This is a genomic window from Bradyrhizobium sp. LB8.2, from assembly GCF_040548035.1.
Lineage (GTDB): Bacteria > Pseudomonadota > Alphaproteobacteria > Rhizobiales > Xanthobacteraceae > Bradyrhizobium.
Window position 1 is genome coordinate 386,778 of sequence record NZ_JBEPQV010000002.1, and the last position, 14,957, is coordinate 401,734.

Below are 14,957 nucleotides of genomic sequence, written 5' to 3' on the forward strand. Positions count from 1 at the left end.
GCGTTGCCGCTCAGTGGATGATTTCGAACAGGCCGGCTGCGCCCATGCCGCCACCGATGCACATGGTCACCACGCCGTACTTCGCCTTGCGCCGCCGGCCCTCGATCAGGAGATGGCCGGTGAGCCGCGACCCGGTCATGCCGTAGGGATGACCGATCGCGATCGAGCCGCCGTTGACGTTGAGCTTGTCCGGATCGATTCCGAGCTTGTCGCGGCAATAGATCACCTGCACCGCATAGGCCTCGTTCAGCTCCCAGAGGTCGATGTCGTCGATCTTGAGGTTATGGCGCTTGAGCAGGCGCGGGATCGCGGCGACCGGGCCGACACCCATCTCGTCCGGCTCGACGCCGGCAGCGACGAAGCCACGAAAAATGCCAAGCGGCTTGAGACCCTTTCTGGCCGCAATCTTGTCGCTCATGATCACGCAGGCCGAGGCACCGTCCGAGAGCTGGCTGGCATTTCCTGCGCTGATTGTCTTGCCCTCGAACACCGGCTTGATCTTGGCGAGGCCTTCGGCGGTGGTTTCCGGACGCGGGCCTTCGTCCTTGGTGAGCGTCACCTGCTCGTAGGTGACCTCCTTGGTGTCCTTGTTGAACAGCGCCATCCTGGTCGTGAACGGCACGATCTCGTCGTTGAAGCGGCCGGCCTGTAACGCAGCGCCGACGCGGCGTTGGCACTCGAGGCTGTATTCGTCCTGCTTGTCGCGGCCGATCTTGTAGCGCTCGGCAACGACCTCGGCGGTATCGAGCATCGACATGTACATTTCGGGCTTCATCGCCATCAGCTCGTCGTCCACCGCGTGGAACTTGTTCATGTGCTCGTTCTGCACGAGGCTGATCGACTCGATGCCTCCGCCGATCGCGACCTCGACCCCGTCGAGCATCACCGAGCGCGCGGCGACCGCGATGGCCTGCAGGCCGGACGCGCATTGCCGGTCGATCGTTGTGCCGGCCACCGTGATGGGCAGGCCGGCGCGGATCGCGCCCTTGCGCGCCACGTTCATCACCATGGTGCCTTGCTGCATCGCGCAGCCCATGACCACGTCTTCTACTTCTCCGGGCGCGATGCCGGCGCGCTTCACGGCTTCGGCCATCACGTGCCCGGCCGTGGTGGGGCCGTCCGTGTTGTTGAGCGCGCCGCGATACGCTTTTCCGACGGCCGTTCGGGCGGTGGAAACGATGACTGCTTCAGTGGTCATGCCTGCCTCGCTGCTTATGCGGCCGCGTCCAGCTGCGCGTAACGCAGCACATGGAACGCGGGATCGCCGAACTGGATGTTGATGGAGGAGATTCGCTTGAAATAGTGCCCGACGTTGAGCTCGTCGGTCATTCCCATGCCGCCGTGAAGCTGCACCGCCTGGTCGGCGACGAACTTGCCGGCATAGCCGATCTTCGATTTGGCACCCGAGGCGAGCCGCGACAGGCCGGCATCGCCAGCGCTGAGACTGAGGCTCAGATGCTGCATCAGGGAAAGCGCCTCCTGATGTGCGATGAACATGTCGACCATTCGGTGCTGCAGCACCTGGAAGGAACCGATGGTGGTGCCGAACTGCTTGCGCGTCTTCGAATACTCCAGCGTCGCCGAATTCAGCTCGCCGATGGCGCCGACTGCTTCCGCGCAGAGCGCGCCGATGGCACGGTCACGGCAGGCTTCCAGCGCGGCAAGACCCTCGCCTTCTGCGCCCAGCAATTGCCCGCGGACCTCGTGCAGGCCGAGCTCGGCAGCCCGGCGGCCGTCGATGGTCTTGAAGCTCCGGAGATCGACGCCGGTCGCGCGCCGATCGACCACGAACAGGCTGACGCCGCCGCGGTCACGATCGTCGCCGGAGGTCCGCGCAGAGACGATCAGATAGTCGGCCCAAGGTGCGGCGATCACCATGGTCTTCGCGCCGGTCAGGATGTGGTCGCTCCCCTCGCGCCGCGCCCGCGTCGTGACATTGGCAAGATCGAAGCGCGATGCCTTCTCCGTCCAGGCCAGCGTCCAGATTTTCGAGCCGTCGATGATTTCAGGGATGAAGCTTTGCTGCTGCTCCGGCGTGCCCACGTGCTCGATCAATCCGCCGGCCAGCACCACCGTCTCGACGAACGGCTCGACCACGAGGTGACGGCCGAACTCATGCATCACGATCATGGTCGACAGCGGACCGCCGCCGAGACCGCCGGCGCCCTCGGAGAACGGTGCAGCGAGAAGGCCGAGCTCGGCGAAAGCGTCCCATTGCTTTCGGCTGAAGCCCTCCTCGCTTGCCACGATCTTGCGCCGCGCCTCGAAGTCGTACTGGTCGCGCAACAGGCGCTGGACGCTGGATCGCAGCAATTCCTGCTCTTCCGTGAACTGAATATCCATCCGATCCTCCCGATCCGCCGTGACTAGAGCCCGAGCACGGCTTTGGCGATGATGTTGCGCTGGATCTCGTTGGATCCGCCGTAGATGCTGAGCTTGCGCGCGTTCAGGTATTTCTCCGACGCGGTATGGCCGTAGTCGGCGCCGGGCATGAAGCGGTTGGCGCTGACCGGATGCTCGCGGATGGCAAGGCCGTAATTGCCGATCGCGCGATGGGTGAGTTCGGTGATGGCCTGGAAGATTTCAGTGCCGCGGATCTTGAAAAGCGAGGCGGCCGGGCCAGGATCTATGCCGCGCGCCATCTGGGCGACGACGCGCAGCTCCGTCGCCTCCAGCGCCAGCACGTCGAGCTCGATGCGGGCAATGTCCCGCAGAAATTCGAGATGCGCGGGATCCTCGGCCGGTATTTCGGCCTTCACGATCTGTTTCAGCTTGTTGATGTAGCGGGTGGACCGGCCGATGCCGGCCATGCTGGTGCGCTCGTTGCCGAGCAGGAACTTGGCGTAGGTCCAGCCCTTGTTCTCCTCGCCGATCAAATTCTCGGCGGGCACGCGGACGTTCTCGAGGAAGACGTCATTGACCTCGTGGCTGCCATCGATCGTGATGATCGGCCGCACGGTGACGCCGGGCGACTTCATGTCGATCAGCAGGAAGGAGATCCCGGATTGCGGCTTCGCGCTCGGATCGGTCCGCACGAGGCAGAAGATCCAGTCGGCATGCTGCGCCAGCGTGGTCCAGGTCTTGTGACCATTGACGATGTAGTGGTCGCCGTTGCGCACGGCCTTGGTTCTGACGGTTGCGAGGTCCGAGCCGGAGCCAGGCTCCGAATAGCCCTGGCACCACCAATCCTCGCCGGAGAGAATCCGCGGCAGAAATTTCTGCTTCTGCGCCTCGTTGCCGAAGGTGTAGATAACCGGCCCGACCATGGTGACGCTGAATGCGAGCGGCGGCAGCGTGCCGGCGCGAGAGGTCTCCTGCTCGAAGATGAAGCGCTGCGTGACGGACCAGCCCGGGCCGCCATACTCCTTGGGCCAGAGCGGGGCGATCCAACCCTTCTTGTGGAGGATCCGGTGCCACAGCAGCGACTGCTCCTTGGTCAGGTCGGTCTCCGGATTGGGAACGCGCATTTCCGGCGGATAGTTCTCCGCAATGAAACTGCGCACCTCGTCACGAAACGCGGCATCCTCGGGCGAAAGCTTGAGCTCCATCGCAGCAGGCCCGCTACCACTTCTCGCCGAAGGGGCGGATCTCGAGCTCGAAGGTCCAGGCGCTTTTCGGCTGCTGGTAGAGCTGCCAATAGGATGCTGCGACGGAGGACGGAGGCATCAAGGCGTCCGGATCATCCAGCGCGGTGGGCCCGAGAGCCTCCAGTCGGCGTTGCCGCACCCACTCAGTATCCACGCCGGAATCGATGATGAGATGCGCGACGTGAATATTTTTCGGGCCAAGCTCGCGGGCCATTGCTTGCGCGACCGCACGAAGGCCAAACTTGGCGCTTGCGAAAGCGGCATACCCGCTGCCGCCTCGGAGCGAGGCGGTCGCCCCGGTAAAGAAGATGTTGCCACCCCCGCGCGGAAGCATGAGGCGGGCCGCCTCGCGACCGGCCAGAAAGCCGGAATAGCAGGCCATTTCCCAGACCTTGCGGAAAACGCGTTCTGTGGTTTCCAGAATTGGGAAATTGACGTTCGCACCGATGTTGAAGATGCAGACTTCCAGCGGCGCATGCTTGTCTGCATCGTTGAGGAAGGAGATGATCTCGTCTTCCTTGCGAGCGTCGAGCGAGCGTGCGTGAATCTCTCCGCCGGCAGCCTCGATATCCCTGACGAGCGGAGCCAATTTTTCGCCGTTACGACGGCCGGCGAAGACCGTGAAGCCTTCTGCGGCGAACTTTTTGGCGATCTCGCCGCCGATGAAGTCTCCGGCGCCGATGACGGCCACGGTCGCGTTTCTCTTTTGCAAGATGTCCTCCCGGTAAGTTAGATGTGTTGCCTGCGGAATTCGGGCGTCTGCACCGCAGGGGTTGCGCCGCCTTCGCGCAAGCTCTCCGCGAGCTTGTGCTTGAGTATCTTGCCGGTCGACGTCGCCGGCAAGGCATCGAGGATGACAATTTCGGACGGCCGCTTGTAAGAAGTAAGCTGAGACCGGACAAAATGCATCAGGGTCTCTGGTGTCGTGCAAGATCCTGGCAGCAACTGCACAAAGGCCACGATCTCCTCATTGCCGTCCGCGGCACGACCGACCACAGCGGATTGCACGACGTCCTTGTGTGAACTGAGGACAGCTTCGACCTCCGCGGGATAGACGTTGAAACCGGAACGAATGATCATTTCCTTGGTGCGGCCGACGATATACAGACAATCGCCGTCGAAACGTGCGAGATCGCCGGTGTTGAACCAGCCCTCGCTGTCAATCACCTTTGCGGTAAGCTCGGGGGCACGATAGTACCCCAACATGACGTTGCGCCCGCGAACATGCAGCTCGCCGACTTCACCTCCTGCCGTCGGAAACCCTTCGATGGTTCGCACCCGCGCCTCCACACCCGGCAGCAGCGTACCAACAGCCTGATCCGAGCGTGGTCTGTCGAAACGTACGCCTGATATTCCCGGCGAGCATTCGGTGATCCCGTAGCCGTTGAGCAACGGAAGCCCGAACTCCTCTTCCACACGCAACTTCAAATTCAAATCCAGCGGCGCGCCGGCGACGGCAATCAAGCGCAACGAACCTCGGGGGAGTTGTTCCACGCCTGATACGCTCTTGTACTCCAGCAGGCGCTGATAGGTGGCAGGCACGCCATTGAGAATGGTGACGCCCTCCTCCGCGATGGCCTTTGCAGTCGCGGCAGGATCGTATTTGCTGACCATCCGCGCCGTGCCGCCAACCATCAGCGTCATCATCAGGAGCGAGATGCCGACGATATGCGAGATCGGCAACACAAGATAGATCTTGTCCTTCTCGTTCATCCTGCGGAAATACGCGGTGGTCTTTGCGCTGATCAGAAGGTTGTCATGCGAGAGCATCACGCCCTTGGGAGTCCCCGTCGTTCCGGACGTGTAGATCAAAACCGCGACTTGCCTCGCTGGATCGGCCTCCACCGGCTGGACCACCGCGCTTTCGTTGAGCGGACCAACACCAATTTCCGACAGCGCGCCAATTCGCCGATTCTCGGCGCCATAGCGAGAGGCGTGAGCAGCGGCCTCGTTCGAAATACCCGACGTGAACAACATCCGCCGGGCGCCGCTGTGATCGCGGATCTGGTCCAGTTCGCGCGCCGACAAGCGCGGGTTGGCGACAATCGCCCAGGCGTCGAGCCGGCTCGCCGCCAGCAGCAAAGCGGCAAGCGCAATACAGTTCTCGCTGACAATGATCATCCGATCGCCGGCCCTGATCCCCAGCGATGAGAGCATGGTGGCGATCTCGCCAACGCGCTGCTCCAGATCTCGATAGCTCCAGGAAGCCCCATCCTCGACCAGCGCAATCCGGTCAGGCGCTCTGGCAACCGGTCCTGCCGTTACTTGATGGATTCGGCTCGGCAAGCCGACAACAATCTCGTCGACACTGATCGTCTCTGAAAGCTCCAGCACGACTGACCTCCCGACCGACCATGCCGACTTTGCAATGCGGCACACTTGGCTTCGACTTATAGTTCTTTTTTAGAACTCGTCAATCGATAAATCGTCGTCAGCCTTTTCCGGAGTCGAATGGACAATCCATCCGCGAGTATCGTTTTCTGCGCGACTCTTAAGAACCTCCGTTTACAACGCATCATCCGGCAGCTAGTCTATAGTATCAAATAAGAACTTAAAGGGGAGGATCGAGGATGGCAGCGAGCCGCGGTGTAGCGATACTTGTCGGCGCAGGCGATGCCATTGGCGCGGCGGTCGCCCGGCGTTTTGCCCGAGGCGGCTATACGGTTTGCATTTGCAGACGCGATGCGTCCAAATCGCAGGGACTCGTGGCCGAGCTGAGGGCTGCGGGGCATGACGTTCACGCATTCAGCGTGGATGCGCGTCAGGAACCAGAAGTCCAAGGCATATTCACGCGGGTCGAGAAAGAGCACGGGCCTGTCGAGGTTTGCCTCTACAATGCCGGCTCGAACGTCAACAAGCCTCTGCTCGAGACCACGGAGAAGTTGTTCTTCAAAGCTTGGGAACTCGCCTGCTATGGTGGTTTCCTGGTTGGACGTGAGGCGGCTCGCGTGATGCTGTCGCGCGGACGCGGCACCATCTTCTTTACGGGTGCGACGGCAAGCGTGCGTGGCGGCCCGGGATTTGCAGCATTTTCATCAGCGAAGTTCGGCCTTCGTGCAGTGGCACAGGCGATGGCGCGCGAGCTTGGACCGAAGAACATTCACGTCGTGCATCTCCTGATCGACGCTGGCGTGGATAGCGAGGCGATTCACCAACGCATGAAGGCAGCGAAGGGGATCGAAGCAAGCGACATTCCGCCCGATAGCCTGACCAAGACGTCTTCCATTGCCGAGGCGTATTGGTTCACCCACCAGCAAAGCAAAGATGGCTGGACCCACGAGCTCGATCTCCGTCCGTCCGTGGAGAAATGGTAACATGAATGCGACACCAGACCTGACCCTGTGGGGCGTTGGAACGAGTCGCACCATTCGTCCGCATTGGGCCATGCACGAACTGGGCTTAGCCTACAAGACAAGGCCCATTGGCCCGCGAACCGGCGAAACCAAGACCGCGGAATACTCGAAGCTCAATCCGCGCCAGAAGATCCCGCTGCTTCAGGATGGCGACTTCTGCATCGGCGAGAGCGCGGCGATCGTTGCCTACCTGTCGCGAATGTATTCCACGACGGAACGCTCGCTGATTCCGGAAGCCGCCCGCGAGTATGCGGCGTGGCTGGAATGGTGCTTCTTTATCGTCGCGGAGCTGGATTCCACCAGCCTTTACGTGATGCGTCGCCATCGGGCCGATGCGCTCGGCCCGATCTACGGCGTCGCGCCCGAGGTCGTCGCCCAGGCCGGAGAGTATTTCCGCCAGCAGTTGCGCCATGTCGAAGTCGCGCTCGCAGACGGCCGGCAGTTCCTGATGGGCGACCGGTTTACCAGCGCTGACATCCTGCTCACGACCTGCCTGGAGTGGGCCATCGCCTATGGCGTCGGCATTTGCGACAACGCTCAGCCCTATCTCGAGCGCATCAGGAAACGGGAAGCTTTCCAGCGCGCCGTCGCGGCGAATGCCCCGCTGGCACCGATCACGCCGGCGCCGGCGAAGACCTAGAGTACGGCCTCGTGCGCTTCGCCGTCAGACGGCGACGCGCACGCTGCGCTCTGCGACCATCTTGTCGATGGCGGCGTCGTCATAGCCCAGTTCGTGCAACACGTCGCGCGAGTGCTCACCGACCCTGGGAGCGGGCCCACCGATCGCGGCCTCATTGATCGCAAAGCGGGCTGCGGGTTTAGGTTGCCGCACCCGCCCGACCTTCGGTTGATCGAACTCCGCGATGATTTCGCGCGCGACCACCTGTTCGTTGTGGATGATTTCGCCGCGCCGCAGGATCGGCGAACAGGGGACGTCGGCGGCATCCAGACGCTCCAGCCATTCTGCGGTGGTGTGCTGGCTGATATATTCGGCCATCTTGTTGATGCGTGCCGTGGCGTTGACCGAGCGCGCCGATGGCGTCGCAAACCGGGGATCCTTGGCAAGCTCGGGATCGCCGGAGGCCTGGCAAAACCCCTGCCATTCGGAATCGGAAATGGTGCCGGCGGTGATGTAGCCGTCGCTGGTCTTGAACACGAGATCGGGCCGATCGTTGGGATCGGCAGCAGCAGCCTCGGCACCCACCACCGTGTATTGCATCATGCCTTCGGGCCACAAATACGAGATCATCGCATCAAGCATCGCAACCTGAATGTGATCACCCTGCCCGGTCTTCTCGCGGGCATAGAGCGCGGCCGCCACCGCCTGCGCGGTGAACACCGCGGTGGTCTTGTCACAGACGATGGTGCGGATCATCTGCGGGCGGTTCGTGACCGGCTGCGACTGGATGTCGGCAAAGCCCGACAGGCCCTGAATGATCGGGTCGTAAACGCGCTTCTTCACATAGGGTCCGGTGTCGCCAACACCGCTGATCGAGACATAGATCAGGCGTGGATGCCGCTGGCGCAGCTCATCGCCGCCGAGACCGAGGCGCTCCATGGTGCCGGGCCGGAAATTCTGCACCAGCACATCCGCCTTCGCGACCAATTTGGCCAGAACCTCACGGCCGGCCGCGCTTTTGACATCAATCGACAGCGAGCGCTTGCCACGGTTTGAAGAAATGAATAGCGCGGAGAATTCGCCATCCTTATCAATGGTGGCGCGGCTGCGCCGGGTAATGTCGCCGCCGATCGGCTCGATTTTCAGGACGTCCGCGCCCTGATCCGCCAGGAACATGGTCGCGAAAGGACCCGACACTACGCCTGTCAAATCGAGGACACGAACGCCGTTGAGGGGGCCGGGCATGACATTCTCCCTAAATTGGTTTTGTTATAAGGCCGACTGAGCTTTCGTCATGCAGGCGCGCGGACGTCTGCTCGGCTCTGCAAGGCTCCAGGTCCTGGCCTTAGGCCGTCTTCGAAACGGGCTGGCCAATCTGCTCGACGATCGACTCCTCCACATCGCGGAGCTGGTCCTTGCCGAAGAACATCTCATTTCCAACGAAGAAAGTCGGCGAGCCGAATGCGCCGCGGTTGACGGCGTCGGTGGTCCGATCGATCAGCCCTTTCTTGACGTCATCCTGCTGCGCACGCGCAAGCAACCGATCAATATCGACGCCTGAGGAGATGAACGCTGCTCGGAAGGTTTCGAGATCATCCATCTTCTTCGGCTCCTCCCACATGTGGTGGTACGCCGCGCGGAAGTAGGGTTCGAACACGCCTTCGAGCTGCGCCGCGACGGCGCCGCGCATCAACATCAGCGTATTGACCGGAAAGAACGGATTGGACCGGAACTTCGTTGCGTTATGACGGCGAATGAAGCGCTGTGTCTCCAGCGCCTGATACTCCGGCTTGTTCTTGATGCCACGAAGGGATTCGAACGGGGACATGTTGCCCGTCGCCTTGAAGATGCCGCCGAGCAGGACCGGGACATATTCGAATTTCACGCCGGTGCGCCGTTCGATTCCCGGCAGGGCCAGTTCCGCGAGGTAAGCATTCGGACTGCCGAAATCGAACAGGAATTCAACTTTGAGAGACATGTCAGCTCCTCCCGCAGAGCGCGATGTTGGTCAGATTTGGGTGATCGTCCAGGCCGAACGCAGGCTGTCACCCACTTGTATAGTTCTAAAATTGAACTGTCAAATCTGCTCTGAAATCACGAGGTTTGGGCGACCGACGGGGGTATTGTATCCACTTTAGTACCTATCTAGAATGGTGTGAGCGGCGCATGCCCCTCCCCCCTGATTCGAGCGGAACAGGCACCGGCCGACCGGAGAGCAGAATGAAATGGGATGAACTTGAGGAAGAGCCGTGTTCGATGGCTCGCACCATCGGTGTGATTGGTGACCGCTGGACTCTTCTAATTCTCCGCGAATGCTTCCTGCGCACGCGCCGCTTCGAGGGTTTTCAGTCAGCGCTTGGAATCACACGGCATTTGCTCGCCGAGCGGTTGAAGAAGCTGGTCCGGCAGGGCGTCCTGCGCCGCATTCCGTATCAGGAGTCGCCTAAACGCCACGAGTATATCCTGACGCAAAAGGGCCTCGACCTCTATCCGATCATGATGGCGCTCGTACATTGGGGCGACACCCACATGGTCGACGAACGCGGACGTCCCCTGCTGCATGAGCACCGCAAGTGCGGAAAGATGTTCGACCCCGTGATGGTGTGCTCGGAATGCGGCGAGCCGCTTTCAGCCAAGGAAGTTCATGTCCACCCTGGTCCAGGTGCGCGCCCGGCTCCAGAGAGGGTCTTGCTTGACAAAAAAGCAAAGCCGAAGCCCCGCAGGAAAGCGGCGTAACGGCGACGCGCCGCGTTTCCCCCGCAACGGCCGCAGCACTGCGGCGGCTAACTCTGCGCCATCGGCTGGGTGAACTACAGTTTGACGCCCCCCGGTGCAGAAGCGCATCAGTTCGACTGACTATCCGATCGGCTCGCCATGACCCTCTGTTCTACGGCAGCGCGTAAGACGCCAGCCCGAGCAGCCTCTGCAGGACGTCGCTTGGTTCGATTCTGGACCGAGCATTAGAAGCTCAATTTCCAAACGCGCCAAAAAATTCGGCAGGAATGGAGCTGCTTACGCAACGAACTCAACGGCTTGTAAGCTGGCTGGCGACCCAGTGCTGATCGCACCTGTCTCTAGGTCATTTCCCGGCAAACAGGGAATTTTGCGGGGAATTTGATCGTTTCGGCTTCGCAACTGCCGCTGGCGAAAGAAAAACCGGCCTGTTTGCAGGGCGTTATCGCGAATACCCTATGCCACGTATCAGCGAAATTTGAGCAGATATCAGCGAACTTCCGGGGATGAGCAGCGAATTTGTATCCTGCGACGCCGGAGACAGCGAGCACCACGCCTGCCTGGTTATTCTGCCTGGTTATTCTGAAAAGAGAGACTCGGGCGCCGGCAAAAAAGAAGGCTCTCCGGGCAGCTCGATTATCTGCTTCCAAGTCGAGGTCGTGACACCGAACAGAACGCAGCCTGACTGGCTTGTGCTATCGCCAAAGGCCGGGCCCCAGTTTTGGTTTGCTGTTAAGCCGAGAGAACTCACCTCGTCATGGCGGCGGCGGGATCAGCCGGGTGGAATGGCGCATCAGCGGCGTCACGGCCGGCGTGGACACACAGGTGTCCGCGCCGACAGGCCAGCCGACACGGCTCAGCCGCGGCCCGCTGCTCGATGCCGGCGACAACGCGATCGAGGTCGTGGCCTAAACGCCGCGAACCTGCTCGCGTCGCTCCCCGCGCGATTGTACGTCGCCTCGCAACTGGTCGCACCGCCCGGCGCCCCGACCCAGCCGCCGCTGGGCGACCAGCCGCCGGTTCGACCAGGCCGTGGCTGTTTCGTCTTGGTGGCCGGCGTTAACGACTATGCCGATCCCCGCATCCAGCTGTCCTACGCGGCATCGGATGCAAAGGACGTCGCACGCGCCTTCCGGGGCCAGCGGCAAGACAGACCCGCGTCCTGCAGGACGACGTCACGCCGGTGGCGGCGGCAAAGCCCAAATACGAACTGTCGCAGACCGCGCAGCTCCAGGTTTAGCCGAACGCGGGCGGAACCGTCGTGCGAAGCCTCTCCACAAAGACGGTGGTCACGGTGATCGAGAGCAAAAATGGGTGAGTCGCTGATTGCAACCGATCGCAAGCCGCTCGGCTACATCGCCACGAGGGACCTCGCTCCATCCAGTAGAAGCGTCAGTTGAAGGCATCACTCCGATCGGAGCACGCGACGCGGTGTAAGCAAGCGCCGAACTTTGATCCCTATCGCCTTCCAACATTGACCCCACACGTGATGAGCAATGGCCCAAGAAATTAGGCAGTGTTGGCCGGGGTGAACCTTCAGCCCCGATCGGGGTCAAACCGTGCGGCGAATAACACGCAGAATGGCTGCAAGGATTCGGTCGGGCGTTCGGCTCCAGTATTTCGGCTTTCAAGTCGACGATTAGGCCGGCGGGGAAATTCGATTCCGATACGGAGCGGTCAACAGCAATTGGAAAACCGCCCTTGCTGCCATGTACTGCGCAGCAGGCCTGCTCCGCTCGCTTCCAGTCAGAACAGAAATCCCTGACCGGTCTATAACGGACCATCGCCAGGCGCGGCCGCGCCTATAAATGGAAAGATCAAAGAGAGGAAAATCGCCAGCGATCATGGCGGGAACACCCTCAAACAGGCACATGGAAATAGACAGGATACATTACAAATCTGACAGAACAACTTTCGGCTAATGTCAGAGTTCCAAGGCTGCGTGCTTCTCGAAAATAGTTGAAGCTTAAAGCTTGGCGCTACTCGACGATCTCCGGTAGCGATTTATATAGAATGCGACCGATAATCGGCGTCGCGGATCCGGGATGCTTGCAGGACCCGAACTTGCCCCACCGAAAGCGTGAACTAAATGTCACCTTCCTCTACCGACAAGATCGCGCTCTTCATCGACGGAGCCAATCTCTACGCGACGGCGAAAACTCTGGGCTTCGACATCGATTACAAGCGCCTGCTGAAGGAATTTCAGAGCCGCGGGACACTGACGCGGGCGTTCTACTACACCGCGATCATTGAGGATCAGGAATACTCCTCGATCCGCCCCCTGATCGACTGGCTGGACTACAACGGCTACACGGTCGTGACCAAAGCGACCAAGGAGTTCATCGACGCCTCCGGCCGCCGTAAGGTCAAGGGCAACATGGACATCGAGCTCGCCGTGGACGCCATGGAGCTCGCCGAGCACATCGACCAGATGGTGCTGTTCTCGGGTGACGGCGACTTCCGCTCCCTGGTCGAGGCCGTTCAGCGCCGCGGCGTGCGGGTCACCGTGATTTCCACGATCGCCAGCCAGCCGCCGATGATCGCCGACGAGCTGCGCCGCCAGGCCGACGTCTTCACCGACCTCGTCGAGCTGCAGGCCAAGCTCGGCCGCGATCCGTCAGAGCGCCCCGCCTTGCGTGACCGTGAAGCGCGTGGACACATGCCAAAATTCTTGCAAGAGCCGAAAGGGAACGACCCTGCCGGCTAGACAGTTAAGGACCGCCCGCATCGGCGAATCTGGGCGGACGGACTTCAATAGAAGAGCATCACCGACATCCACGCCGCCAGCGACGCGCAGAGACCAATTCCAAGATAAGGCAATGCAAGGCGCATCGGGTTTCTCCTCCGAGACGCGAAATATGCCTTAGCTTCACATGTCGGCCGCCCAATGACTACGAATCTCCGGTTGTGCCGCCGCCGCTGCCGGGCGGCGACTTGCTGGTGCACTCGGAAGCAGGCGTATGCTCGACCCGGGCACCGGTTTGCTGCTGGTGAACCTGCTCCTCGGCGTACAAGAGCACCTTGCGCCGCGTATTCTGATCGGTCAGCTTCTGAAAAGCCCTGATCAACCGCAGCATTTGAAGATCTTCGGTGCCGTTCGCCATGGCAAAATCTCGCTAAAAAAGGTGGCATCTCCAATGGGAAAGTTATGCAACGGTTCACCCGGCGGAGGAACGTGGAACTTCGTCGAAGGTTAAGGTCTGCTGGCCATAGCCGCCGATGGCTGGCGGAGCGGCTCCGATCCACCTCTCCAAGACACCCCGGCCGGGGCCGTCTCTCCGGCAAGAGCTGTTCTCATGACATGCGTCACCAACGCGACGACCCCGGCTTGGTCTGCGAGAACAATTCCGCGCCTGCCCCTGTGGCGACGCCGGTGCGCGTCAAGGGCGGAATGCCGCGTATGCCCAATGGCTTTAAGGTCGAGACCGACAAGGTCCGCTGGCGGGTCCGGGTGTGAATTCGTGCCGGCGATCGCCTTGAGCGCAACGTAAGGGCAGCCAAATCATGACCGAAAAGAAAAGCGCGAAGAAGTGTAAGGCGTCCGCAAGGGAGAGCGCGTCAATCCTCCGTCCGCAAGCAACGGCGTTCGATACGGTTGCTATCTATCGCCCTTCCCTCAAGTTGCGTTCCTGCAATGCAAAATCCCAATTCGGTTTTGGTCTTGTTAGGGTTAGGGATCGCCTTGCTCGGTGTTTGGCTTTTTCTTGGGGCTGCTGAGCGTGTGGTGATCATAGGCGCCTCGCTACCGCTTTCCATCTGGTCGATCGGATTAGCAATGGGCCCCGCGCGTCGGGGTCCGCACCTAACCGCAGCGCGGCGCCTTATGGCCGCCGGCATCGCCCGACAGCCGGATCATATGTTGCACACAGCTTCTTAACCGGCCAGTTCAAAATGCGGGCTTGGAAAAGGGTCGTAGGATCTGCGCGATGTCGTACTGGTGGAGGGCCTGCCGACGGCTAGTCCCGGCGGCGCCCTGAGCCGGAGCCGCTAGGCAGACCTAGGTCGAGTGTTGAGACGCACCAAGGCGCCTCTGGCGACCGCCGTCAGCTCGCCCAAGGTGCTCTGACCAGCCGCGGCCGCTTGGATCAACTGTTCCGCGATGTACTTACGGCTCTCGTGATCGCCGCCACGCGGAAGTTCTCGGCACACCTCCTCAAAATGAGGTCCATGTTCGCACGCAACCGAGAGCTTATTTCGCCCATCACCTTGTTTCCCTCAAAGAAAAAAAGCACGCCAAAATGCCGCATCCACGGATGAGCACAACATGAAAGTTCCTGGAGGGTTAAAGCCGGCGGACGTGTGCGCCGACGGACAGAGGCTGCGGGTAGCGAGAGGGCCGGCGGGACGTCTCTCGGCGAAAGCTCGGGGGCTCCGTGAAAGTTGGCCGGCGAAACCGCTCCGAGACCCGAAAAGCCCTGCGGCTGATGCTGCCGTCGCAGACTAATACCTAATACCTATTTTGCCGGGTATTTGGATTTCCCTCGGCGGTAGAGATCAACAATCCGCATCCTTCAGCTTCCGATTGAGTATCGCTGGGCGGCTAAGTTTGGACAGCCGGTCGCGATTGTATGGCCGCCTTTGCAGCAAGCACATTCGACGTCCGCCATGCGCGAAGACCACTCTAGCGGCTGTTATAAGAAGCTCTGAAGCCGCCTCATGCCTCCC

At 61.1% G+C, this 14,957-nt stretch carries 14 protein-coding genes; 6 read left to right on the forward strand and 8 right to left on the reverse strand.

The window, feature by feature from the left end:
- Positions 1-10: 10 nt before the first annotated feature.
- The 5 genes from ABIB06_RS04165 to ABIB06_RS04185 are packed head-to-tail and all read right to left on the reverse strand — an operon-like array spanning position 11 to position 5,921.
- Positions 11-1,198, reverse strand: coding sequence for an acetyl-CoA C-acyltransferase (locus ABIB06_RS04165; RefSeq protein WP_247341774.1), 1,188 nt, complete (start codon positions 1,196-1,198; stop codon positions 11-13).
- A gap of 14 nt (positions 1,199-1,212) precedes the next feature.
- On the reverse strand, positions 1,213-2,343 hold the full coding sequence (locus tag ABIB06_RS04170) for an acyl-CoA dehydrogenase family protein (RefSeq protein WP_247341771.1): 1,131 nt from the start codon (positions 2,341-2,343) through the stop codon (positions 1,213-1,215).
- 23 nt (positions 2,344-2,366) lie between these two features.
- Positions 2,367-3,548 (reverse strand): acyl-CoA dehydrogenase family protein, encoded by a 1,182-nt coding sequence (locus ABIB06_RS04175; RefSeq protein ID WP_247347906.1) that lies wholly within the window; start codon positions 3,546-3,548, stop codon positions 2,367-2,369.
- Positions 3,549-3,561: 13 nt separating this feature from the next.
- Positions 3,562-4,299 (reverse strand): SDR family oxidoreductase, encoded by a 738-nt coding sequence (locus tag ABIB06_RS04180; RefSeq protein WP_247341765.1) that lies wholly within the window; start codon positions 4,297-4,299, stop codon positions 3,562-3,564.
- Between the two features lie 17 nt (positions 4,300-4,316).
- On the reverse strand, positions 4,317-5,921 hold the full coding sequence (locus tag ABIB06_RS04185; RefSeq protein WP_247347905.1) for a class I adenylate-forming enzyme family protein: 1,605 nt from the start codon (positions 5,919-5,921) through the stop codon (positions 4,317-4,319).
- A 236-nt stretch (positions 5,922-6,157) separates the two neighbouring features.
- Between ABIB06_RS04185 and ABIB06_RS04190 the strand changes: the two genes are divergently transcribed.
- Together ABIB06_RS04190 and ABIB06_RS04195 are read left to right on the forward strand one after the other, a co-directional pair.
- Complete coding sequence (locus tag ABIB06_RS04190) at positions 6,158-6,901, forward strand: SDR family NAD(P)-dependent oxidoreductase (protein WP_247341757.1); 744 nt, start codon at positions 6,158-6,160, stop codon at positions 6,899-6,901.
- A gap of 1 nt (position 6,902) precedes the next feature.
- Positions 6,903-7,580, forward strand: a complete 678-nt coding sequence (locus ABIB06_RS04195) for a glutathione S-transferase family protein (RefSeq protein WP_247341754.1) — start codon at positions 6,903-6,905, stop codon at positions 7,578-7,580.
- 24 nt (positions 7,581-7,604) lie between these two features.
- On the opposite strand, the gene ABIB06_RS04200 is transcribed toward ABIB06_RS04195, so the two are convergent.
- Positions 7,605-8,804: a CaiB/BaiF CoA transferase family protein gene (locus ABIB06_RS04200; protein ID WP_247347904.1), complete on the reverse strand. Its 1,200-nt coding sequence runs from the start codon at positions 8,802-8,804 to the stop codon at positions 7,605-7,607.
- 100 nt (positions 8,805-8,904) lie between these two features.
- Complete coding sequence (locus tag ABIB06_RS04205; protein ID WP_247341747.1) at positions 8,905-9,537, reverse strand: 2-hydroxychromene-2-carboxylate isomerase; 633 nt, start codon at positions 9,535-9,537, stop codon at positions 8,905-8,907.
- Positions 9,538-9,779: 242 nt separating this feature from the next.
- On the opposite strand from ABIB06_RS04205, the gene ABIB06_RS04210 reads away from it, so the two are divergent.
- The 3 genes from ABIB06_RS04210 (at position 9,780) to ABIB06_RS04220 (ending at position 12,999) form a co-directional block, all read left to right on the forward strand.
- The gene (locus tag ABIB06_RS04210; protein ID WP_194406779.1) at positions 9,780-10,295 is read left to right on the forward strand and encodes a winged helix-turn-helix transcriptional regulator; all 516 of its coding nucleotides are present in this window, start codon (positions 9,780-9,782) and stop codon (positions 10,293-10,295) included.
- A 777-nt stretch (positions 10,296-11,072) separates the two neighbouring features.
- Entirely contained in the window at positions 11,073-11,204 is a 132-nt protein-coding gene (locus ABIB06_RS04215) for a hypothetical protein (protein WP_256468377.1), read from the forward strand.
- A 1,177-nt stretch (positions 11,205-12,381) separates the two neighbouring features.
- Entirely contained in the window at positions 12,382-12,999 is a 618-nt protein-coding gene (locus ABIB06_RS04220; protein WP_354044543.1) for a LabA-like NYN domain-containing protein, read from the forward strand.
- Between the two features lie 184 nt (positions 13,000-13,183).
- On the opposite strand, the gene ABIB06_RS04225 is transcribed toward ABIB06_RS04220, so the two are convergent.
- A complete protein-coding gene (locus ABIB06_RS04225) occupies positions 13,184-13,396 on the reverse strand; it encodes a hypothetical protein (RefSeq protein WP_247341666.1) in 213 nt (70 codons plus the stop codon).
- A 197-nt stretch (positions 13,397-13,593) separates the two neighbouring features.
- Between ABIB06_RS04225 and ABIB06_RS04230 the strand changes: the two genes are divergently transcribed.
- Entirely contained in the window at positions 13,594-13,749 is a 156-nt protein-coding gene (locus ABIB06_RS04230; protein WP_354044544.1) for a hypothetical protein, read from the forward strand.
- The last annotated feature ends 1,208 nt before the right edge of the window (positions 13,750-14,957 follow it).

Excerpts from the sequence above, each read along its gene's own strand:
- ABIB06_RS04220 (WP_354044543.1), top strand. The coding sequence starts at position 12,382 with ATGTCACCTTCCTCTACCGACAAGATCGCGCTCTTCATCGACGGAGCC.
- ABIB06_RS04210 (WP_194406779.1), top strand. The coding sequence starts at position 9,780 with ATGAAATGGGATGAACTTGAGGAAGAGCCGTGTTCGATGGCTCGCACC.
- ABIB06_RS04165 (WP_247341774.1), bottom strand. The coding sequence starts at position 1,198 with ATGACCACTGAAGCAGTCATCGTTTCCACCGCCCGAACGGCCGTCGGA.
- ABIB06_RS04170 (WP_247341771.1), bottom strand. The coding sequence starts at position 2,343 with ATGGATATTCAGTTCACGGAAGAGCAGGAATTGCTGCGATCCAGCGTC.
- ABIB06_RS04230 (WP_354044544.1), top strand. The coding sequence starts at position 13,594 with ATGCGTCACCAACGCGACGACCCCGGCTTGGTCTGCGAGAACAATTCC.
- ABIB06_RS04190 (WP_247341757.1), top strand. The coding sequence starts at position 6,158 with ATGGCAGCGAGCCGCGGTGTAGCGATACTTGTCGGCGCAGGCGATGCC.
- ABIB06_RS04205 (WP_247341747.1), bottom strand. The coding sequence starts at position 9,537 with ATGTCTCTCAAAGTTGAATTCCTGTTCGATTTCGGCAGTCCGAATGCT.
- ABIB06_RS04175 (WP_247347906.1), bottom strand. The coding sequence starts at position 3,548 with ATGGAGCTCAAGCTTTCGCCCGAGGATGCCGCGTTTCGTGACGAGGTG.
- ABIB06_RS04225 (WP_247341666.1), bottom strand. The coding sequence starts at position 13,396 with ATGGCGAACGGCACCGAAGATCTTCAAATGCTGCGGTTGATCAGGGCT.
- ABIB06_RS04200 (WP_247347904.1), bottom strand. The coding sequence starts at position 8,804 with ATGCCCGGCCCCCTCAACGGCGTTCGTGTCCTCGATTTGACAGGCGTA.
- ABIB06_RS04195 (WP_247341754.1), top strand. The coding sequence starts at position 6,903 with ATGAATGCGACACCAGACCTGACCCTGTGGGGCGTTGGAACGAGTCGC.